We start from the raw sequence: 21,170 nt of genomic DNA, 5'->3' as shown, positions 1-21,170 counted from the left end.
AGCGGCGACCGCGAGCCACCGAACGCCGGCAAACGAGGCCGACGACAGAGCCGGCCGCCGGCGTACGGGGGTCCGTACGCCGGCGGTCGGCCGGGGCGCCACGCGGGCCGGCCGGCCGCGCTACTCCCGGGCGCCGATCGCGTCGACGGCGGCGGTGCGCAGCGCCGCACGCAGCGGGAGGCCGGTGGCGGCGAAGGCGAGCGCGGCCGCCGCGCCGATGACGCCGAGGTAGCTGAGCGGCGGCACGTACGGACTGCCGCCGGTCATACCGGTGGCGAAGGCACCGAGGGTCAGGTAGGCCACCGCCGTGCCGAGGGCGACGGCGAGCAGCACGACGGTGAGCGTCTCCCACCGCAGCACGGCGCGGACCTGGCGGCGGGTCGTGCCGACCAGGCGCAGCAGGGCGAACTCCCGACGGCGGGCCGAGGTGGCCATCACCAGGGTGTTGACGACCGCGATCCCGGTGAAGGCGATGATCAGGCCCATCGCGACGTAGTTGACCTGCGCCCGGGTGGTCGACTGGGCCTGCCGTGCCGCGTCGGTCTGCCGGCGGTCGAGCACCCGTACCGCGGGGAAGTCGCGCAGCGCCGTCTGCAGGGCGGCGGGGGCGGCGGTGCCGTGGACGAGCACCGAGCCGCTGATCGGGTTGTCGGTGTGGGCCGCGACCAGCGCGCGGGGCAGGGTGAGATCGCCGAAGCCGAGGCCCCGCCGGTAGACCGCGACGACGCGCAGCGCGACCTCGGTGCCGTCGCCCAGGGTGACCTTGAGGGTATCGCCGACCGCGACGCTCCTGGTCTCGGCGGCGAGCCGGCTCACCGCGACGGTGTCCTCGGCCATGGCGTCCAGGGAGCCGGAGATGACGTCGAGGTCCAGCGTGCGGGCCAGCCCCTGCGGGGTGACGCCCTGGGCGGGGAACTTGTCCCGGCCGGCCCGGACGGCGGTCCGGACGACCTCGGTCACGCCGTCGACGCCGGGTACGGCGCGGACGGCCTCGGCCGCGGCCGCCGGGACGCCCGGCCCGGAGGCGGCCAGCACCTGGCCGGCGACGGAGCCGGCCACGGCCTGCTCGCGGGCCGCGTGGTCGGCGGTGGTCTGGGTGAACAGGATGGTGGAGGTCATCGCGACGGCCAGGCTGAGCGGGGTGACGACGGCGGCGAGCCGCTGGGCGTTGGCCCGGGTGTTGCTTGCGGCGAGGAAGCCGGCCGCCGGGGAGACGGCCCGGGTGACCAGCCCGAGCACCGCGGTGGCGGCGCGGGTGGTGAGCGGGCCGAGCAGTGCCACGGCCACCGCGGCGAGCACGACGGTCAGGTAGGTGACGGGCGTGGCGGCCGCCTCGGTCTCCAGGCCGCGCAGCACCAGCAGCAGCACGACGTACCCGACCGTGATCAGCGCCCCCACGGTCAGGCGTACCGCGCCCGGGCGGGGCTTGCCGGCGGCCGCCTCGGCGAGCGCCTCGGTCGGGCGGACCTGGGAGGGCCGGCGGGCCGAGACCCTGGCCGCCGCCCAGGCGGCGAGCAGCGTGGCGAGGACCGCCGCGCAGGGCGGGAACGCGCTCAGCGTGAGCTCCAGGGTGTCGGGCAGGGCGCCGACCGCGACGAACCGGCCGTACATCCAGCGGGCCAGTCCGAGACCGGCGAACGCGCCGGGCACCGCCGCGAGCAGGCCGACCACCAGGGCCTCCCGGCCGACCAGCCGACGGAGCTGACGGGGTGTCGCCCCCACGGCGCGCAGCAGCGCCAGTTCGCGCGAGCGCTGCTGGATCGACAGTGCGAAGGTGCCGACCACCACGAGCATCGCCACCAGCAGCGAGGTCCCGCCGAGCGCGGCGCCCAGGCTGACCAGGCCCACCCGGGCCTTGTCGGCGCCGAGGAACTCCACCGGGCCGCGCTCGTCGCCGGTACGGACCTTGGCGCCGGTGCCGGCCAGCGCCTGGGCGACCCGGCCGCGCAGCGCCGCGATGTCGGTGCCCGGCTCGGCCAGCAGGCCGATGACCGAGACCCGGCCGGGGTGCCCGGCCAGCCGCTGTGCCTCCGGCGCGGCGAAGAACACCGACGACTGACGGCTCAGCGCCTCCCCGCCCGGCGCGCCGGCCTGCGGCAGGGCGAGGCCGACGACCCGGTACGTCCTGGGCGTGTCGGTGGACTGCACGGTGACGGTGGAGTCCACCCGGGCGCCCGCGCCCCGGGCCAGGGCCGCGTCCAGGACCACCTCGTCGGCCGAGGCGGGGGCGCGCCCCTCACGCAGCGCGAACGGGGTGAGTGGGGCGGAGTCCCAGGCGTGGCCGAAGGAGTCGCCGCCCACGGCCCGGCCGCCGGGCAGCAGCACCTGGGCGGGGAAGGTGAGCTCGGGGACGACGGCCCGTACGCCCGCGAGGCCGGTGAGCCGGCCGGTGGTGGCGGCGTCCAGCCAGGCCCGCTCGGTCAGCGGCTTCGACTTGACCTTGGTCTTGCCCTTCTTCGACTCGTCCCAGTGCACCTCCTGGTCGGCGGTGACCAGGACGGCTGCACCGGTGTAGCGCTCGGTGGGGATCCGTCCGCGCAGGCCGGTGTCGAGCAGTGCCCCGCAGGCCGTGACCATCGCGGCCGCGCAGAGCAGCGCGACGAACGCGCCCACGAAGGCGCCCTTGCGGGCGCGCAGCGTACTCATGGCGAGGGCGAACATCAGGCCCACGCTCCCAGTCGGCTCATCCGCTCGGCGACCCGGTCGGCGGTCGGCGCCGTCATCGCGTCGACGATGTCGCCGTCGGCGAGGAACAGCACGGTGTCCGCGTAGGAGGCGGCGACCGGGTCGTGGGTGACCATGACGACGGTCTGGCCGAGGGAGTCGACGGTCTGGCGCAGCAGACCGAGCACCTCCTTGGCGGTCATGGTGTCGAGCGCGCCGGTGGGCTCGTCCGCGAAGACCACCTCGGGGCGGGTGACCAGTGCCCGGGCGATCGCCACCCGCTGCTGCTGGCCGCCCGACAGCTCGGCGGGCCGGTGTTCGGTGCGGCCTCCGAGGCCGACCCGCTCGACGATCTCCGAGAGCCAGCCCTGGTCGGCCCGGCGGCCGGCCAGCCGCAGCGGCAGCGTGATGTTCTGGGTGACCGTCAGCGATGGGAGCAGGTTGAAGGCCTGGAAGACGAAGCCGATCCGGTCCCGGCGCAGGTGGGTCAGGCGGGTCTCGTCCAGCCCGCTCAGGTCCGTGCCACCGAGCTGGACGGTGCCGCTGGTGGGGTGGTCCAGGCCGGCGGCGCAGTGCAGGAAGGTGCTCTTCCCGGAGCCGGAGGGCCCCATGACGGCGGTGAAGCTGCCGCGCGGGATGTCGATGGTGACGCCGCGCAGCGCGTGGACGGCGCCACCGCCCTTGCCGTACACCTTGCCGACGCCGGTGAGGCGGACGGCCGCCGAGGAGCCCTCGTCGGACCCGGAGGCGGAACGGGCGGTCCCGCGGGCCGCCGTGGAGGAGATCTTTGCCATGCCTTCATCGTGGCGGCACTGATCCACCCCATCCACGGTCAGAAGTGGCAGCGGATGGCACGATGCTGTCATCGAACAGATGCACGGGGGATACGGCAGTGGAACTGAACGCGGTGGGGGTGCCGTCCGAGCACCTGCGGCTCTACCGGTACTTCCTCCGGCACCCGGGGCGGGGCGCCGAGTCGGCCTGCGAGGACTTCGGGATGGACCGCGACGCGGTCGACGAAGTACTCGAATCACTACAGGCCAAAAGCCTGTTGAGACTCTCCGACCGGCACACCGTGCTGGTCTCCGACCCGGCGGTGGCGGTGGAGTGGCTGATCGACCAGCGGCTCGGCGAGCTCCAGGCCGAGAGCGACGAGGTGCGCGCGGCGCGCAAGGCGATCGCCTCCCTGGCAGAGGATCACCGGCACGGCATGGAGGAGGCGCCGGCGGGCGACATCGAGCGGATCGACGGTGTCGACGCGATCCGCACCCGCCTCGCCGACCTCGCCTTCTTCACATTCCGCGAGCTGATGGCACTGGTGCCGGACCGCTGGCAGCCGGAGAGCATCGAGCTGGCCAGGCCCTCCGATCTGCGGATGCTGCGGCGGGGGATCCGCTGGCGCACGGTGGTCGGCCCGGCGGCGCTCGCCGACCCGCTGACCCTCGCCTACCTGCGGGAGCTGGTCGCCCTCGGCGGCCAGGTCCGCTGCACCGAGCAGGCGATCCGGCGGATGGTGATCTGGGACCGCGGCGTCTCGATGGTGCCGGTGGACCCGGACAACCACCTCCAGGCCACCCTGGTGGTCCGCCAGGCCGGACTGGTGGCCAACACGGTGGCCTGGTTCGAGCAGGTCTGGGAGAGCGCCGAGGAACTGCCCGCCGAGGACTCCCCGGCCGGCACCGGACCGCAGCTGTCGGAGACCGAGCGCCTGGTGCTCGGCGTCCTCACCCGTACCGAGAAGGACGAGGCGGCGGCGCGCGAGATGGGCGTCTCGATCCGGACCTTCCGCCGGTACGTCGCCGACATCATGCTGCGCCTGGGCGCGGCCAACCGCTTCCAGGCCGGGCTGCTGGCGAAGGAGAAGGGCTGGATCTGACGGCCGGGCCTCATCTGCTCGCGTCGGTTCAGCTCGCGTCCCGCAGGCGACGGCCCCGGCCGGCCCGGCGGGCTGCTCGTGAATGCCGTGGAGCCTCCCGTGCTGCACGCCGGGCGCCGTTGCCCACCCCCGTGAGGCAGCGGCGCCCGGAGCATGCGGTACAGGAGCGCGGGACGATCTGGAAGCCATGCGCCCCGGGCCACGGGCCCCGATCCTGCACCGGCACTGAAGGTGTGTCAACTATCGTGGATCGAGTGGCCGACGCCGAGGAGGATTGCACCAATTCCTCACGCGTTTCGCACCGTTCTCCCCGGTTCATCCCAAACGATCGTGCAGATCGGAACGAGGGAAGGATTCTGGCGAAGTGTCAGAACGTTCTATGATCCGGCACATGTCCACGGATACTCCACAGCCGGAAGCACCGGCTCCTCGGCCCCGTCAGGGCGACGAGCCCGCGGGCTCCGCAGACTTCGCGGCCAGGTTCCGGCGCCTGATCAAGGTGATCTACCCCAAGGACCTCGGCCGCCCCTGGCGCGACTCGGAGATCGCCGAGGGGACGGGCCTGAGCGGGACGTACATCGGGAACCTCCGCAAGGGCACCCAGAAGCCGAGCCTGGAGAACGCGGTCAAGATCGCCAAGTTCTTCGGGGTCCCGCTGGACTACTTCAGTGACTCCGCCACCGCCCAGGCCGTCGAACGCGACCTGCAGAAGATCGAGGCGCTGCGCGACGCCCGGGTGGAGCGCATCGCGATGCGCGCGGCAGGCCTGCCGCCCGCGATGCAGGACGCGGCCCTCACTATTGTGGAACAGCTGCGCAGGGCGGTCGGCCTGCCCGACGACGGTGGCTCCGACGGCAACCCTGCGGCGTGACCGACTATCAGGAGATGCCGCTGGGAGCCTGGCGGCTGCCCGAGGGGGAGCACGTGCAAGGTTTGGCCCGTACCCGCCGCCGGATGAGGGCGATGGCCAGGCAGCTCGACCTGCCGCCGCTGAGCACGGTGGAGGAGCTCTGCGCGGCCGTCGCCGACCGGGTCGGGCGTCCCGTGCGGCTGGTGCCCCGACGGATGCGGGTGGGCGAACCGTCCGGGTTCGTGGAGCGCCGGGCCGACGCCGACGTGATCCACTTCGAGCAGGAGACCTCGGGCCTGCACCAGGCCCACATCATCTGCCACGAGCTCGCCCACCTGCTGTGCGGGCACCTGGCCGAGGTCCCGCCGCCCGACCAGGAGGCGGCCCGGGTCGAACTGCCCACCATCGACCCGGAGATGCTGCGCCTGGTGCTCGGCCGCTCGCACTACGACGACGCGGCGGAGGCCGAGGCCGAGGTGCTGGGCGCCGAGCTGATGCGCATCCTGGTGCTGGCCCCCGGCGCCGGGACGACCTCCCAGCTGGCACCCGCGCTGGAACACCGCAGGGGCCAGCATGTCTGACATACCGTTCGACCTCGCCTACCTGGGCATCGGCGCCGCGGCCTGGGTGGTGGCCGGCCTCAAGATCCGGGCCTGGCGCCGGGAGCCCTCCCGCGGACTGCTCGTGGTCGCCCTGGCGATCGCCTCCCCCGCGACGGCGTTCGTGATGGCCTCGCCCGTGCTGTACCGGCTGATCGACCGGATCACCCACGTCGGCAACCTGGCCACATTACTGGTCTACCTGGCGATCACCGGGTTCTCGGCCGCCACCGTCGTACTGGCGACGATCTGGACCCCGCCGACCGAGCGGGCCGGCGCGCTCGTCTGGGCGGCCGCCACGGCCGAGACCTGGCAGCGGGCACGCCGGCGCCTGGCGGTCTTCGCCGCCCTCGTCCCGGTCATGATCGCGCTGTTCCTCGCGGGCGGCGCCGACAGCCCCGAGACACCCCTGACCTTCGACACCACCTTCGCGAACGAGCCGGCCATCGCCGTCTTCCTGGCCGTCTACCAGGGCCTGTTCGCCTTCGCGCTGATCGACATCAGCCGGGTCTGCCTGGGCCATGCCGCCCGGCTGCCCACCGGCTGGCTGCGCCGCGGCATCCGGCTGATCGCCTGCGGCGCCCTGACCGCCTGCGGGTACGTCCTGTGCAAGATCATCGCGGTCGGCGCCGCCGGAGCCGGGGCCACCGGCCTGGACTGGCTGAGCACCGGCCTCGGCCCCGTCTTCGCGGCCGCCGGAGCCGTACTGATCACCGTCGGCTTCGCCGGCCCCGCCGGCGCCGCCTGGCTGCGCCGCCGCCGCGACTACCGCGCGCTGCGCCCGCTCTGGGACCTCGTCTACCGGGCCGACCGGCGCCTCGCGCTGGAGGCGCCGCCCTCCGCCTGGACGGAACGGCTGGCCCTGCGCGACCTGGAGTGGCGCACCGCCCGGCGCGGGCTGGAGATCCGGGACGGACAGCTCACCCTGCGCCCCTGGGTCGACCCGGCCGTCGTCGCGGCCACCACCGCGGTCGCCGAGCGGGCCGCACTGGACGAGGCGGAGCGGGCCGCCCTGATCGTGGCCGCCGCCCTGCGCTCCGCCGTCGAGGCGCTCAACGCCGGGGTGCCGCCGCGCCCGCGCGAGGAGCAGGTCACTCTGCCCGGCCTGGACGCGGAGCCGGGCGAGGAGCGGGCCCACCTGGTACGCGTCGCCCTCGGCCTGGGCGGGCCGCTGACCGGCGAGGCCCTGGCCGCCGCCGCTCCTGCCCGGTGACCGGGGCCGACGGCGCGCGCAACGCGTACGCCCGGCTGGTCCTGGAGACGATGCCGCAGGAGTCCAAGGTCGGCCTCACCCTCGGCTTCATCCGGACCTTCGGCATCCCGGCCATCGCCACCGTGCTGCACGGCACCGGCCGGATGACCACCGATCCACGCGCCCGGGGCAAGGCGACCGGCGCCGCGATGTTCGCGCTGATCGAGCACGGCCCGCAGAGCGCCGAGGGGCGGCGGGTGGTCGCCGAGCTGCGCCGGATCCACGACCGGCCCGGCATCACACCCGAGCTGATGCACTACGTGCTGGCCTGCTTCACCGTCTGCCCGCTGCGCTTCATCGACGCGCACGGGCCGAGGGCGGTCGGCGAAGCCGAGCGGGACGCGGCCCACGCCTTCCAGCTCGCTCTCGCGGACGCGCTCGGCCTGCCCGAACCGCCCGGGGGCGACCTCGCCGGGGTGGCCCGGTGGATGGCGGAGGTCGAGAGCCGCGACTTCGCGCCCAGCCCGGAGGGCCGGGCCCTGTGGGCGGCGACCGGCGGCCTGCTGGCCAACCGGCTGCCCGGCCCGCTGGCGCCGCTGGCCCCCGCCGTCGCCGCCACCCTGCTGGACGGGCCGCTGCGGGCGGCGCTGGGCGTACGGCGGCCGGGCGCGCCGGTCCGCCTCCTGGTCGGCCTTGCCCTGCGGGCCCGGGCCCGCTCCGGCCGACGCGGCCGGCCCTGACCCGCGGGCTCCTCCCGACGACCCCGACAACCCCGACGCCCGACCACCGCCCGCTCCCCGCCGGTGCCAAGCTGGAAGGGTGGCCAGCCACCCCCGGTACCCCTCCCACCGGCACCCCACCGAGCTGCCGGACCGGCCGGATCAGCCGGATCAGCCCGGCGCCCCGGCCCGGGTCTGGTACGCCGCGTACGGCTCGAACATGCACCGCGCCCGCCTGGACCACTACCTCACCGGCGGCCGCCCGCCCGACGGCGCCCGTACGTACCCGGGCTGCCGGGACGGCGCCCCGCCCGCCCGGAGCCTGCCCGTCCTGCTGCCCGGCGGGCTGCACTTCGCCCAGGAGTCCCGGGTGTGGACGGGCGGCATGGCCTTCTACGACCCGCTCGACCCCGGCCGGCTGCCGGCCAGGGCGTACCTGATCTCGGCCGGGCAGCTCGCCGACATCGCGACGCAGGAGATGCACCTCGCCCCGGACACCCCGCCCGCCCCGGCCGACGCCCCGGCCACCGCCCTGGCCACCGCCCTGGCCACCGGCCGCGCCGAACTCGGGCCGGGCCGGTACGAGACGCTGATCTGCGCCGGCTGGCTCGACGGCGACCCCGTGCTGACCTTCACCGCCCCCTGGCGCAGCGCCCGGGCCGACCTCAACCGGCCCTCCCCCCACTATCTGCGGCACTGCGCCGCCGGCCTGCGCGAGGCGCACGGCTGGGACGCCGCCCGCTGCGCCCGCTACCTGGCCGGCCGCCCGGGCGCCCTGGGTGCCTACCCGCTGCGCGCCCTCGCGGCGCTGCTGGAGTCCCCCGGCACCGGGCCGCCGCCGATGTGAGGCGTCACCGCAGCCAGTCGGTGTCGGTGCCCAGCAGCCTGCCGTCCACGGTGGTGCAGAGACTCACCGTGTCCATGCTCGGCCGCCAGGCCCGCCCCACCGGCCGCCCCCGTCCACGGGCGGCCCCGGCCACCCGCAGGAGAGGGGGTTCGCGCGCGGCCGCCGGTGGCTGTGACACTGGAGGAGCTCAAAAACTGAGGTGCGCGCCGCCGTACCTCCTTGCGAACCTAGAGGGATGCCCGCAGTGAGTTCTCCCGTAGCCCAGTCCGCCGGCGCACCCAGTGAGGGCCTGAGCCTGGGCGAGCTGGCCGCCCGCCTGCCCCAGCTGACCCTGCGCGACCAGCAGCGGATCGGGCGCAGGCTGGAGGGCGCCCGGCGGGTCCGCAAGCCCGACGCCTGGCAGAAGATCGCCGCCGAGATCGCCGCCGACCTGGACAAGGCCGAGCTGCGGGTCGAACAGCGCCGCGCCGCCGTGCCCGCGATCCGGTACCCGGAAGAGCTGCCGGTCAGCCAGAAGAAGGACGAGATCCTCGCCGCGATCCGCGACCACCAGGTGGTGATCGTGGCCGGTGAGACGGGCTCCGGGAAGACCACCCAGATCCCGAAGATCTGCCTGGAGCTGGGGCGCGGAGTCCAGGGCCTGATCGGCCACACCCAGCCGCGCCGGATCGCCGCCCGCACGGTGGCGGACCGCGTCGCGGAGGAGCTGAACACCCCGCTCGGCGAGGCGGTCGGCTGGAAGGTCCGCTTCACCGACCAGGTCGGCCCCGACACCCTGGTCAAACTGATGACGGACGGCATCCTGCTGGCCGAGATCCAGACCGACCGCGAGCTGCGCCAGTACGACACCCTGATCATCGACGAGGCTCACGAGCGCAGCCTCAACATCGACTTCATCCTCGGGTACGTCAAACAGCTGCTCCCGCGCCGCCCGGACCTCAAGGTCGTCATCACCTCGGCGACCATCGACCCGGAGCGCTTCGCCCGCCACTTCGGCGACGCCCCGATCGTGGAGGTCTCCGGCCGCACCTATCCGGTCGAGGTCCGCTACCGCCCGGTCCTCGACGAGAACGACGAGGACGACACCGACGTGGACCGCGACCGCGACCAGATCCAGGCGATCTGCGACGCGGCCCAGGAGCTCCAGGCCGAAGGCCCGGGCGACATCCTGGTCTTCCTCTCCGGCGAGCGCGAGATCCGCGACACCGCCGACGCGCTCAACCGGCTCAACCTGAAGTTCACCGAGGTCCTGCCGCTGTACGCCCGGCTGAGCTCCGCCGAGCAGCACCGGGTCTTCCAGCGCTCCGGCAGCCGCCGGATCGTGCTGGCCACCAACGTCGCCGAGACCTCGCTGACCGTCCCCGGCATCAAGTACGTGATCGACCCGGGCACCGCCCGGATCTCCCGCTACAGCCACCGCACCAAGGTCCAGCGGCTGCCCATCGAGGCGGTCAGCCAGGCCAGCGCCAACCAGCGCAAGGGCCGCTGCGGCCGTACCTCGGACGGCATCTGCATCCGGCTGTACTCGGAGGAGGACTTCCTCTCCCGCCCCGAGTTCACCGACGCCGAGATCCTGCGCACCAACCTGGCCTCGGTCATCCTGCAGATGACGGCGGCCGGCCTGGGCGACATCGCCGCCTTCCCCTTCCTCGACCCGCCGGACTCGCGCAACATCAAGGACGGCGTCAACCTGCTGCACGAGCTGGGCGCCCTCGACCCGGCCGAGAAGGACCCGCGCAAGCGCCTCACCCCGCTGGGACGCAAGCTCGCCCAGCTGCCGGTCGACCCCCGGATGGCCCGGATGGTCCTGGAGGCGGACAAGAACGGCTGCGTCCGCGACGTCATGGTGATCGCGGCCGCGCTCTCCATCCAGGACCCGCGCGAACGCCCCACCGAGAAGCGCCAGGCCGCCGACGAGCGCCACCGCCGCTTCAACTCCGAGACCTCCGACTTCCTCGCCTTCCTCGCCATGTGGCGCTACGTCAGGGAGCAGCAGAAGGAGCTCTCCTCTTCGGCCTTCCGCCGGATGTGCAAGGCGGAGTTCCTGAACTACCTGCGGATACGGGAGTGGCAGGACATCTACTCCCAGCTGCGCACCGTCGCCAAGCAGCTCGGGGTCACGATCGAGGAAGGCCCCAGCCAGGCCGGCGGCCAAGAGGGTGAGCCGGACGCCGACCGCATCCACCAGTCGCTGCTGGCCGGCCTGCTCTCGCACATCGGCCTGTACGACGTGGAGAAGCGCGAGTACGGCGGCGCCCGGGCCGCCCGCTTCGCGATCTTCCCGGGGTCCGGCCTGTTCAAGAAGCCGCCGCGCTGGGTGATGTCGGCCGAGCTGGTGGAGACGTCCCGGCTGTGGGCGCGGATCAACGCCAAGATCGAACCGGAGTGGGTCGAGCCGCTGGCGGGCCACCTGATCAAGAAGTCGTACAGCGAGCCGCACTGGGAGAAGAAGGCCGGCGCGGTGCTGGCCTACGAGAAGGTGACCCTCTACGGGATGCCGGTGGTCGCCCAGCGCAAGGTCAACTACGGCCGGATCGACCCGGAGCTCTGCCGGGAGCTGTTCATCCGCAACGCCCTGGTTGAGGGCGACTGGGAGACGCACCACGACTTCTTCGCGGCCAACCGCAAGATGCTCAGCGAGGTCGAGGAGCTGGAGAACCGGGCCCGCCGCCGGGACATCCTGGTCGACGACCAGACCCTCTTCGACTTCTACGACGGCCGGCTGCCCGAGGACATCGTCTCCACCCGGCACTTCGACTCCTGGTGGAAGAAGGCCCGGCACGAGCAGCCGGACCTGCTGAACTTCGAGAAGTCGATGCTGATCAACGACTCGGCGGACGGCGTCACCGAGGCGGACTACCCGGACCACTGGCAGCAGGGCAAGCTGCGCTTCAAGCTGACCTACCAGTTCGAGCCGGGCAGCGACGCGGACGGCGTGACCGTCCACATCCCGCTGCCCGTGCTGAACCAGGTCACCTCCGAGGGCTTCGACTGGCAGATCCCGGGCCTGCGCGAGGAGCTGGTGACGGCCTACATCCGGGCGCTGCCCAAGGCGATCCGGCGCAACTTCGTACCGGCACCGGACTTCGCCCGGGCCGCGCTGCGCCAGGTGAAGGACCGCCAGGAGCCCCTGCTGCCGACCCTGGAGCACATCCTCAAGCGGCTGACGGCGGTCACCGTCCCGCCGGAGGCGTGGGACGACGAGCGGGTGCCGGACCACCTGCGGGTGACCTTCCGGGTGGTGGACGGCAAGCGCAGGCTGGCCGAGTCCAAGGATCTGGAGGAGCTGCGGCTCAGGCTCAAGCCCAAGCTGAAGGAGACGCTCTCCTCGGCCGCCTCCGGGCAGGGCATCGAGCAGGGCGGGCTGACCGCCTGGCCGGCCTCCCTCCCGGTGCTCCAGCGGACCTTCGAGCAGCGCTCGCGCGGCCACTCATTGCGCGCCTACCCGGCGCTGGTGGACGAGGGCCAGTCGGTGGGCGTGCGGCTCTTCGACACCCCCGAGGCGCAGCAGCAGGCGATGTGGGACGGCACCCGCCGGCTGCTGATGCTGACCACCAACTCGCCCGCCAAGTCCATCCAGGGCCGACTGGGCAACCAGGCCAAGCTGGCGCTGTCGCACAACCCGCACGGCTCGATCACGGCACTCTTCGAGGACATCGTGGCCTGCGCCACGGACCAGCTGATGACCGCGGCCGGCGGGCCCGCCTGGGACGAGACGGCGTACCGCAAGCTCTTCGACAAGGTGCGGGCCGATCTGGCCGAGCTCTCGGCCGACACCACCCTGAAGACGGCGATGGCGCTGATCGCCTTCCAGAAGGCCTCCAGCCGGCTGAAGACGGTCGGCAGCCCGGTGCTGCTGACCGCGGTGAACGACGTCCGGCTGCACCTGGCCTCGCTGGTGTACCCGGGCTTCGTCACCGACTCCGGCTGGCGGCGGCTGCCCGACCTGAAGCGCTATCTGCTCGCGGTGGACCGCCGGCTGGAGGCGCTGCCCAACCACCCCCAGCGCGACGCCCAGAACCTGCTGAAGGTGCAGCAGGTGCAGTCCGCGTACGGGGAGCTGCTGGCGTCCGTGCCGGCCGGGCGCCGGCCCTCGCCGGAGCTGCGGCAGATCCGCTGGATGATCGAGGAGCTGCGGGTCAGCTTCTTCGCGCAGTCGCTGGGCACGCCGACGCCCGTCTCGGAGAAGCGGATCATGAAGGCGATGGAGGCGGCGCAGGCCACCCTCTGACCTGCCCGGCGGGCCCTCGGGAGCCGGTTCGACCTGGGGGCCCGCCATGCAGTACGATCTGTCTTGTTCGCACAGCGCAAGCAGCGGACAAGCACTGAGATCAGCAGTGAAACCATGGTCCTGTGGAGCAGTTGGTTAGCTCGCCACCCTGTCAAGGTGGAGGTCGCGGGTTCAAGTCCCGTCAGGATCGCCGTACCGAAGGCCCGGAACCGCAAGGTTCCGGGCCTTCTGCGTTTGACGACCCCTCACCCGCTACCGCGGCTTGGATCCGGACCACAAGAGCCGCCGCTGTGACCGGCGTCACTTATGCATTCCTGAGACCGGACACCCCACACCCCTCACCGGCCACCCCTAATTTAATATGTAAAATTGTACCTCTATTCACTGATTATCCCCCCCGCCCCGCCGGCATCCCGCATCACTTCGACCGACACCCGGAATAGCGCATTCCATATCCCCGGGCATGCCGAAGGGGCCGCTTCCCGGACCCGGCGGAGTCTGGGATGCGGCCCCTTCGATCAAAGAGCCTCTGGCGCGATCAGGCCTCGGTGCGCTGCGCCGGAATACCGGCCAGCAGGGCGCGCACCTCCGCCTCGCGGTACCGGCGGTGCCCGCCGAGGGTGCGAATGGACGTGAGCTTGCCGGCCTTGGCCCAACGGGTAACCGTCTTAGGGTCCACGCGGAACATGGTGGCAACCTCCGCCGGCGTCAGCAGGGGTTCAGCATCAGGGGTACGAGCGGTCATGAGCGGCCTCCTCGGGAGAACCGAACCAGGGCGGTTCTATCCTTCAAATTCTGCACCTTGGCCCGCGATGCCCGAAATGGCATACACGGGCCGAGTCGGTTATAGGACGAACGGCTTGTCCTGGTGTCTACAACTACACCATCCGTCCAGCCCTATCGACCAAACCGCCAAAATTGACCCCTCACGGGTTCAAGAGCGACGGAAGGCGATGGACCACCCCATAACGGGCAGTCACTTCATAGTGACAACCGGTGACGAGGGGACCAGACCAGTTGATTCGCCGCAAAGCACGCATCGGCTCCAGAACCACCCAGAAGTGGGCACGCTCGTGTGAAGTTGGGCTGGTTGTCCCATTTTTGCACATAGGTGTTAGTTCGCGTCAACGGTGAGTAGTGTCACGTTCGATGGCTATTGACCCGAACCGGGACCTACGTCACCAGGCCCGGGCCCTACGCCCCCACCACCCTGACAAGTACCACTGACACCCTCCCCCACCTGCGGTGACGCCCCCTCAGTTGGCCTGCCGCAGCGCCTGCACCAGCCGCCAGCGAGCCGAGATGCGCTCGTACGCCCGGACCGCCTCCGCGGTGTCCCCGGCCCGCAGCGCCGCCAAACCCTCCTCCAGCTCCCCCGCCGAGCGGTCCGCCGCCAGCCGCTCCGGGCCGAGCAGATGTACCAGGCCCCCGTAGTCCAGCTCGACCAGCGAGCGCGGGTGGAACTCCTCCAGCCACCGCCCCACCCGCTCCGCAGCCCGGGCCGGCTCCGCGTCCGGCAGCTTCTCCCGCAGCACCCGGTAGCCGCGCGCCACCCGCCGCCGGGCCTGCGCCATCGGTGTCAGGTAGAACAGCGCGGCCGGCGACGGCTGCTCACCCTCCAGCTCCTGCGGGACGAAGCAGCGGTCCTCCTCACCGAACGGCAGGAACCACCGCACCGGAACCCCCCACCGGCTGGTCAGGATCCACGGCCGGGCGTCCGGGTGCTCGGCCCGCCAGCGCTCCCGGTCCGCCTCCGCGGCTTCCCTGGTGGCCGGCGGCAGCGCGGTGTCCAGCAGCGCCACCGGAGCGGACTCCCGCAGCTCCTCCAGTGCCTGCCAGCTGCGCAGCCTGGTCGCCCACGGGCAGACGTAGGTGACGCCCTCCACCACCCGGACGAAGGCCCGCCCGCTCTCCCGCTCCGGCAGCGCCCGGGGCGTGCGCCCCACCAGCTCCGCGAGCGCCGTCCGCTGCTCCTCCAGCGCCGCCCTGGCCACCGGCTGCTCCACCAGGCCCGCGTCCGGGCCGTGCGCGGCCGCGTAGCGCTGCCAGCGGGTCCGCTCGGGCTCGGGGTAGGCGGCCAGCGGCTCGTAGACCCGCAGGTGGGCGGCGTAGGGCGGGAGCACTGAGGTACGCACGGCGGTCACGCTCTGCATCGTCGCACGCACCGGCGGCCCCCGGGAGGGCGCGGGCAGCACCGCCCCGGACGAGGTGCGGTGGGTTGGCGCGAACAGGGGGGAGATCGGCGGCACCCGGCGGACTACGCTTCGCCTTAGGCGCCCGCACCACAGCAGCGGGCCTCGGATACTGGAGTCACCACAGTGACCGACGTACAGACCGCATCCGCGACGCACCCCGCACCCGGCGTGCTCAGCAGGATCTTCCGCACCGAGCAGGACGGCGTCCCCGGCGACGGCCACGAGCAGGTCGTGCTGTGCCACGACCGCAGCTCCGGGCTCAAGGCCATCATCGCCATCCACTCCACCGCCCTGGGCCCGGCCCTCGGCGGCACCCGCTTCTTCCCCTACGTCACCGAGGAGGAGGCCCTGGAGGACGCGCTGCGGTTGTCGCGCGGCATGAGCTACAAGAACGCTCTCGCCGGGCTCGACCTCGGCGGTGGCAAGGCCGTCATCATCGGCGACCCCAACAAGGACAAGAACGAGGCGATGCTCCGCGCGTACGGCCGCTTCGTGCAGTCCCTGCGCGGGCGTTACATCACGGCCTGCGACGTGGGCACCTACGTCCAGGACATGGACGTGGTGGCGCGCGAGACCGAGTTCGTGACCGGCCGCTCGCCCGAGGACGGCGGCGCCGGCGACTCCTCCATCCTGACCGCCTTCGGCGTCTTCCAGGGCATGCGCGCCTCCGCGCAGGCCCGCTGGGGCCAGCCGACCCTGCGCGGCAAGCGGGTCGGCGTCGCGGGCGTCGGCAAGGTCGGCCACTACCTGGTCAGCCACCTGGTCGCGGACGGCGCCACCGTCGTCGTCACCGACGTCTCCGAGGCGGCCGTGAACCGCGTCCGGGCGGCCCACCCCGAGGTCGAGGTGGTCGCGGACACCGCCGCGCTGCTGCGGGCCGAGCTGGACGTCTACGCCCCCTGCGCGCTCGGCGGCGCGCTGGACGACCACACGGTGGGCGCGCTCGGCGCGGCCGGCACCGCGGTGGTCTGCGGCGCCGCCAACAACCAGCTGGCCCACCCGGGCGTCGAGAAGGACCTCGCGGACCGCGGCATCCTGTACGCGCCCGACTACCTGGTCAACTCCGGCGGCGTGATCCAGGTCGCCGACGAGATCGACGGCTTCAACTTCGAGCGCGCCAAGAACAAGGCCACCAAGATCTTCGACACCACGCTGGAGATCTTCACCCGGGCCGCCTCCGACGGGGTCCCGCCGGCCGTGGCCGCCGACCGCCTCGCCGAGAAGCGGATGCGCGAGATCAGTTCTCTGCGCACGATCCTGCTGCCGGGCGCCCGCCGCTCCTGAGCCCGCCGCCGGGTCCGGGCCGAGCGCCCTGGCCCGGCCCCGGGCGGCCGCGCGGGAGGCGGGCAACCCTCCGCCTCCCGCGCATCACAATGTGGAACCGGATTCTCACTTCTGCGCCCGATCGGGTGATCGAAGGTCCCCCTTGGGGGGATAATCGAGGCTGGAACGACGGACCTGGGACACCTCCGGACAGCCTGCGAAAGCCCGGAAAACCTCCTGTGACCTGGAAAGACCGGGTTTCGGGTGCTGGCGGTGCGCGCCACGTCACACTGACGACGTACCGTCCAGCGGCAGAAACAGGTACCGTTAATGCTCCAAGGGACGGTTCTCCCCATTCGGGCAGGCCGCTCCTGATCATGAACACGTGTCAGACTCGGGGCCGTGAGCCCCATCGTTGAGGGGGTCGACCCATGGGGCGCGGCCGGGCCAAGGCCAAGCAGACGAAGGTCGCCCGCGAGCTGAAGTACAACAGCGGCGGGTTCGACGCCAACCGTCTGTCCAGCGAGCTGGGCGTATCGCCCTCCATCCCGATCAGCCCTGAGCCGATCGAGGAAGAGGACGACGACCCGTATGCGGCGTACGTAGACCGCTACGCCGACGATGACGATGACGACGACGCCGAGTCGGACTCGGGCCGTTCCCAGGCCCGCCGCCGCGCGTAGTCACAGCCTGGCCTGACCGGCCCTGGCGCCAAGTGCGCCGGGCCGGTTTTCGGCGTTCCCGCGCAGCCCTTCCCGCGCAGCCGCCACCATCGCGGCCGTGGTGTGCACCCACGGCGGCCGGAGGCACACGACAGGGCCCTCCCCGGCGTACCGCCCGGGGAGGGCCCTGTCGTGTGCCTCGGACGGGTCAGCCCGCGGTGAAGCCCTCGTAGGCGTTGTAGAGGGCCGCGCCACCCTCGTGCTCGGCGCCGCGGTCGACGATGTCGCCGAGCAGCCACGCCTCGACCCCGCGGTCCTCCAGGATCGACAGCACCACGTCCACCGACTCCGGCGGGACGACGGCGACCATGCCGATGCCCATGTTCAGGGTCTTCTCGATCTCCAGGGTGGACACCTTGCCGACCTGGGCGACGGTCTGGAAGACCGGCAGCGGCGTCCAGGTACCGCGGTCGAGCCGGGCGTGCAGGCCCTCCGGGATGACCCGGGCCAGGTTGGCCGCGAGGCCGCCGCCGGTGACGTGCGAGAAGGCGTGGATCTCGGTGGCGCGGGTGAGCGCCAGGCAGTCCAGGGAGTAGATCCTGGTCGGCTCCAGCAGCTCCTCGCCCAGCGTCCGGCCGAACTCCTCGACCTTGCGGTCGAGCTTCCAGCCGGCCTCGTTCAGCAGCACGTGGCGCACCAGCGAGTAGCCGTTGGAGTGGAGGCCGGAGGCGGCCATCGCGATCACCACATCGCCCGCACGGACCCGCTCGGCGCCCAGCAGCGCGTCGGCCTCCACCACACCGGTGCCGGCGCCCGCGACGTCGTACTCGTCCGGGCCGAGCAGGCCGGGGTGCTCGGCGGTCTCGCCGCCGACCAGCGCGCAGCCGGCCAGCGCGCAGCCCTCGGCGATGCCCTTGACGATCGAGGCGACCCGCTCGGGGACGACCTTGCCGACGCAGATGTAGTCGGTCATGAACAGCGGCTCGGCGCCGCAGACCACCAGGTCGTCGACGACCATGCCGACCAGGTCGTGGCCGATGGTGTCGTGCTTGTCCATCGCGGCCGCGATGGCGACCTTGGTGCCGACGCCGTCGGTGGCCGAGGCCAGCAGCGGCCGCTCGTAGCGCTTGAAGGCGGAGGCGTCGAAGAGCCCGGCGAAGCCGCCGAGTCCGCCGACGACCTCGGGGCGGCTCGCCTTCTTCACCCACTGCTTCATGAGCTCGACGGCGCGGTCGCCGGCCTCGATGTCGACACCTGCGGCGGCGTAGGTGGCGCCGCTCTCGTTGCTGGTCACTGCTGTGCGGCCCTCTCGGGTCTGTGGGGGTGAACGCGGTGGGGCCCCTGGTCGGGGCCCCACCGTCGGAACTACGGGCGCCGCAGCGCGTCGGCCGCGCCGCCCCCGCCGAGCAGCGACTGGACGCCGTCCAGGTCGGAGCCGACGGGCTTGCCGCGTACCGCGGGCGGCTGCTGGCTGCCGGCGATCTCGGCCTCCAGCAGGAGCTTGCCGAGCAGCGCCGGGTCGGGCAGCTCCATCGGGTACTCGCCGTCGAAGCAGGCCCGGCAGAGCTTGTCCTTGGGCTGCTTGGTGGCCTCGATCATGCCGTCGATCGAGATGTACGCCAGGGAGTCCGCGCCGAGCGTGCGGCCGATCTCCTCGATCGTCATGCCGTTGGCGATCAGCTCCGCGCGGGTGGCGAAGTCGATGCCGAAGAAGCACGGCCACTTCACCGGCGGGGAGGAGATCCGGATGTGCACCTCGGCGGCGCCGGCCTCGCGGAGCATCTTCACCAGCGCGCGCTGGGTGTTGCCACGCACGATCGAGTCGTCCACGACGACCAGCCGCTTGCCCGCGATGACTTCCCTGAGCGGGTTGAGCTTGAGCCGGATGCCGAGCTGGCGGATGGTCTGGCTGGGCTGGATGAAGGTGCGCCCGACGTAGGCGTTCTTCACCAGACCGGAGCCGTACGGAATCCCGCTGGCCTCCGCGTAGCCGATCGCGGCGGGGGTGCCGGACTCCGGCGTGGCTATCACCAGGTCGGCCTCGACCGGGGCCTCCTTGGCGAGCCGACGGCCCATGTCCACCCGGGACAGGTGCACGTTGCGGCCGGCGATGGAGGTGTCGGGGCGGGCCAGGTAGACGTACTCGAAGACGCAGCCCTTGGGCTTTGCCTCGGCGAAGCGGGAGGTCCGCATGCCGTTCTCGTCGATGGCGATCAGCTCGCCCGGCTCCACCTCACGGATGAAGGAGGCGCCGCAGATGTCGAGCGCCGCCGTCTCGGAGGCGACCACCCAGCCGCGCTCCAGCCGGCCGAGCACCAGCGGGCGGATGCCCTGCGGGTCACGGGCGGCGTAGAGGGTGTGCTCGTCCATGAAGACCAGCGAGAACGCGCCCTTGACCTTGGGCAGGACCAGCCGGGCGGTGTCCTCGATGGACAGCTCCGGGTGGCCCGCAAGGAGGGCGGTCACCAGGTCGGTGTCGTTGGTCGCGGCGTTGCGGCCCGAGCGGGAGACGTGCTCCTCACCGGGCAGTTGGGCGACCATCTCCGCCAGTTCGGCGGTGTTCACCAGGTTTCCGTTGTGCCCGAGGGCCAGCGATCCGTGTACGGTCGCGCGGAAGGTCGGCTGGGCGTTCTCCCAGACCGAGGAACCGGTGGTCGAGTAGCGGGCGTGTCCGACGGCGATATGCCCGTGCAAGGACCCCAGCGAGGCCTCGTCGAAGACCTGGGAGACGAGTCCCATGTCCTTGAAGACGAGAATCTGGGAGCCATTGCTCACTGCGATGCCCGCGGATTCCTGTCCACGGTGCTGCAGGGCGTAAAGGCCGAAGAACGTGAGCTTGGCGACCTCCTCGCCGGGAGCCCAGACACCGAAGACGCCGCAAGCGTCCTGGGGGCCTTTCTCGCCGGGAAGAAGATCGTGGTTGAGTCTTCCGTCACCACGTGGCACGTCTTCGAGTCTAGGGCAGTTGCCACAGCCTTCCGGAACGGGGGAGGCCGTGATTGTTGGCCGATCCACTGGCAACGCGCGTAGACAAAACCCCTTACCGGTACTGCATTTCCGCATTCGACGATTCGTCGAACCGGCGCCTGGCCTTGGAACGCGCACCCTGCGGGGGTGCGCGCCGGCTGACGGGCCGTCCACGCCCGCACGGCAACGTGACCCTGCTCACCTCGGGGCCCGTACGGCCCGCCGCGGGCCTAGCCGGCCGGCAGCAGCAGCCCCCAGGAGCCCGCGTGCACCGTCCAGGTCCTTGTCCGGACCGGGCCCACCTGGCGGCCGTCCGCCTCGTACGCGAAGCCGCGCCCGGCCACCGTGATGGTGCCGGCCCTGGCCCGCACCGGCGCCCCCGACGCGCGGACCACGATCTCCATCGCCCCCTCGCCCACCGGCAGGCTCACCTGCACCACCCGCACCGGCCGGTGCACGTCCGCGAGCAACCTGCCGTCCGCCTCCACCCGCAGCCGGGCCGTCTGGTGCTCGCCCGCACCCTCCGGCCCGGCGGAGGTCCCCTGCTCGGACGCAGCGAATTTCGCCCATAGCGAACGCCAGCCGCCCGGCCGTACCCGTCCGCCGCGCCCCGCGGCGCCGGCGATCCTGACCGCGCCGAGCACCACCCCGCCGCCGTCGTCCACCAGCAGGTCCAGCTTGCGCGGCGCGCCGCCGAGCACCGCCCGGGCGGCCGGCACGGGCTGCACCGGCACCCCGAGCGCCCGGGCCGCGGTCAGCTCGGCCGGGCGGCCCACCGGGATCAGCCCGACCGGGTCGCTGCCCAGTTCACGCTGGCGGTGCAGGGCCTGAAGGACCCGCTGGAGCGCCAGATCGGAACCGATCACCACCGGTCGGCGACGGCCGCGGTGCGAAAGCACCCGGTCCAGCTCGGACGGGCTCTCCGGGTACGCCACCTTGACGTCCGTGCCGCCGCAGAGCACGTCCTTCGCGATCCGTACCGACTCACCGTCGGCCTGCTTGGCCGCCGGGTCGAGCAGGACGAGCAGCGGCTCGCCGTTGCCGGGGGTACCGGCGTGGGATGCGGGCGTGGACAGGGACGACACGACCGGTCCTTCCTCAGGTA

16 protein-coding genes and 1 tRNA gene are annotated in these 21,170 nt (G+C 72.6%); 10 read left to right on the top strand and 7 right to left on the bottom strand.

The window, feature by feature from the left end:
- Nucleotides 1-120: 120 nt before the first annotated feature.
- Both ACIBH3_RS22310 and ACIBH3_RS22305 read right to left on the bottom strand, forming a co-directional pair.
- Nucleotides 121-2,661, bottom strand: a complete 2,541-nt coding sequence (locus tag ACIBH3_RS22310; RefSeq protein WP_396313784.1) for an ABC transporter permease — start codon at nucleotides 2,659-2,661, stop codon at nucleotides 121-123.
- Nucleotides 2,661-3,458 carry an ABC transporter ATP-binding protein gene (locus ACIBH3_RS22305; RefSeq protein ID WP_396313783.1) on the bottom strand — a complete coding sequence of 266 codons (798 nt, stop codon included), beginning with the start codon at nucleotides 3,456-3,458 and terminating at the stop codon, nucleotides 2,661-2,663. The genes ACIBH3_RS22310 and ACIBH3_RS22305 overlap by 1 nt, the downstream gene beginning before the upstream one ends.
- Nucleotides 3,459-3,556: 98 nt before the next feature.
- Here ACIBH3_RS22305 and ACIBH3_RS22300 point away from each other — a divergent pair, with 98 nt between their 5' ends.
- The 8 genes from ACIBH3_RS22300 to ACIBH3_RS22265 all read left to right on the top strand — a co-directional run bounded on the left by ACIBH3_RS22300 (nucleotide 3,557) and on the right by ACIBH3_RS22265 (nucleotide 13,168).
- Nucleotides 3,557-4,540, top strand: coding sequence for a LuxR C-terminal-related transcriptional regulator (locus tag ACIBH3_RS22300; RefSeq protein WP_396313782.1), 984 nt, complete (start codon nucleotides 3,557-3,559; stop codon nucleotides 4,538-4,540).
- Nucleotides 4,541-4,931: 391 nt separating this feature from the next.
- On the top strand, nucleotides 4,932-5,411 hold the full coding sequence (locus ACIBH3_RS22295) for a helix-turn-helix domain-containing protein (RefSeq protein WP_396313781.1): 480 nt from the start codon (nucleotides 4,932-4,934) through the stop codon (nucleotides 5,409-5,411).
- Nucleotides 5,408-5,971, top strand: coding sequence for a hypothetical protein (locus ACIBH3_RS22290; RefSeq protein WP_396313780.1), 564 nt, complete (start codon nucleotides 5,408-5,410; stop codon nucleotides 5,969-5,971). Before ACIBH3_RS22295 ends, ACIBH3_RS22290 begins: the two co-directional genes overlap by 4 nt.
- Complete coding sequence (locus tag ACIBH3_RS22285) at nucleotides 5,964-7,202, top strand: MAB_1171c family putative transporter (protein WP_396313779.1); 1,239 nt, start codon at nucleotides 5,964-5,966, stop codon at nucleotides 7,200-7,202. Before ACIBH3_RS22290 ends, ACIBH3_RS22285 begins: the two co-directional genes overlap by 8 nt.
- Nucleotides 7,199-7,921, top strand: a complete 723-nt coding sequence (locus ACIBH3_RS22280; protein ID WP_396313778.1) for an oxygenase MpaB family protein — start codon at nucleotides 7,199-7,201, stop codon at nucleotides 7,919-7,921. The genes ACIBH3_RS22285 and ACIBH3_RS22280 overlap by 4 nt, the downstream gene beginning before the upstream one ends.
- Nucleotides 7,922-8,000: 79 nt before the next feature.
- A complete protein-coding gene (locus ACIBH3_RS22275) occupies nucleotides 8,001-8,747 on the top strand; it encodes a histone deacetylase (protein ID WP_396313777.1) in 747 nt (248 codons plus the stop codon).
- A 235-nt stretch (nucleotides 8,748-8,982) separates the two neighbouring features.
- Nucleotides 8,983-12,978, top strand: coding sequence for an ATP-dependent RNA helicase HrpA (hrpA, locus tag ACIBH3_RS22270; RefSeq protein ID WP_396313776.1), 3,996 nt, complete (start codon nucleotides 8,983-8,985; stop codon nucleotides 12,976-12,978).
- Between the two features lie 116 nt (nucleotides 12,979-13,094).
- Nucleotides 13,095-13,168 (top strand) — tRNA-Asp (locus tag ACIBH3_RS22265).
- Between the two features lie 348 nt (nucleotides 13,169-13,516).
- On the opposite strand, the gene bldC is transcribed toward ACIBH3_RS22265, so the two are convergent.
- Together bldC and ACIBH3_RS22255 are read right to left on the bottom strand one after the other, a co-directional pair.
- Complete coding sequence (gene bldC / locus ACIBH3_RS22260; protein WP_014137253.1) at nucleotides 13,517-13,723, bottom strand: developmental transcriptional regulator BldC; 207 nt, start codon at nucleotides 13,721-13,723, stop codon at nucleotides 13,517-13,519.
- A 511-nt stretch (nucleotides 13,724-14,234) separates the two neighbouring features.
- The gene (locus ACIBH3_RS22255; RefSeq protein WP_396313850.1) at nucleotides 14,235-15,113 is read right to left on the bottom strand and encodes a hypothetical protein; all 879 of its coding nucleotides are present in this window, start codon (nucleotides 15,111-15,113) and stop codon (nucleotides 14,235-14,237) included.
- 183 nt (nucleotides 15,114-15,296) lie between these two features.
- Here ACIBH3_RS22255 and ACIBH3_RS22250 point away from each other — a divergent pair, with 183 nt between their 5' ends.
- Entirely contained in the window at nucleotides 15,297-16,457 is a 1,161-nt protein-coding gene (locus ACIBH3_RS22250; RefSeq protein ID WP_396313775.1) for a Glu/Leu/Phe/Val dehydrogenase dimerization domain-containing protein, read from the top strand.
- 410 nt (nucleotides 16,458-16,867) lie between these two features.
- Entirely contained in the window at nucleotides 16,868-17,119 is a 252-nt protein-coding gene (locus ACIBH3_RS22245; protein WP_396313774.1) for a DUF3073 domain-containing protein, read from the top strand.
- Nucleotides 17,120-17,306: 187 nt separating this feature from the next.
- On the opposite strand, the gene purM is transcribed toward ACIBH3_RS22245, so the two are convergent.
- The 3 genes from purM to ACIBH3_RS22230 form a co-directional block, all read right to left on the bottom strand.
- Nucleotides 17,307-18,392, bottom strand: a complete 1,086-nt coding sequence (gene purM, locus ACIBH3_RS22240) for a phosphoribosylformylglycinamidine cyclo-ligase (RefSeq protein ID WP_396313773.1) — start codon at nucleotides 18,390-18,392, stop codon at nucleotides 17,307-17,309.
- A 71-nt stretch (nucleotides 18,393-18,463) separates the two neighbouring features.
- Nucleotides 18,464-20,044 carry an amidophosphoribosyltransferase gene (gene purF, locus ACIBH3_RS22235; protein ID WP_396313772.1) on the bottom strand — a complete coding sequence of 527 codons (1,581 nt, stop codon included), beginning with the start codon at nucleotides 20,042-20,044 and terminating at the stop codon, nucleotides 18,464-18,466.
- Between the two features lie 251 nt (nucleotides 20,045-20,295).
- On the bottom strand, nucleotides 20,296-21,150 hold the full coding sequence (locus ACIBH3_RS22230) for a diacylglycerol kinase (RefSeq protein ID WP_396313771.1): 855 nt from the start codon (nucleotides 21,148-21,150) through the stop codon (nucleotides 20,296-20,298).
- Nucleotides 21,151-21,170 lie beyond the last annotated feature (20 nt).

Source organism: Kitasatospora sp. NPDC050543 (genome assembly GCF_044457565.1).
GTDB lineage: Bacteria > Actinomycetota > Actinomycetes > Streptomycetales > Streptomycetaceae > Kitasatospora.
This window is presented reverse-complemented; position numbering and strand designations above follow the sequence as displayed.

Bases quoted from the DNA above. Each gene is read 5' to 3' on its own strand.
- ACIBH3_RS22310 (WP_396313784.1), bottom strand. From the start codon at position 2,661: ATGTTCGCCCTCGCCATGAGTACGCTGCGCGCCCGCAAGGGCGCCTTC.
- ACIBH3_RS22305 (WP_396313783.1), bottom strand. From the start codon at position 3,458: ATGGCAAAGATCTCCTCCACGGCGGCCCGCGGGACCGCCCGTTCCGCC.
- ACIBH3_RS22295 (WP_396313781.1), top strand. From the start codon at position 4,932: ATGTCCACGGATACTCCACAGCCGGAAGCACCGGCTCCTCGGCCCCGT.
- ACIBH3_RS22285 (WP_396313779.1), top strand. From the start codon at position 5,964: ATGTCTGACATACCGTTCGACCTCGCCTACCTGGGCATCGGCGCCGCG.
- hrpA (WP_396313776.1), top strand. From the start codon at position 8,983: ATGCCCGCAGTGAGTTCTCCCGTAGCCCAGTCCGCCGGCGCACCCAGT.
- bldC (WP_014137253.1), bottom strand. From the start codon at position 13,723: ATGACCGCTCGTACCCCTGATGCTGAACCCCTGCTGACGCCGGCGGAG.
- ACIBH3_RS22245 (WP_396313774.1), top strand. From the start codon at position 16,868: ATGGGGCGCGGCCGGGCCAAGGCCAAGCAGACGAAGGTCGCCCGCGAG.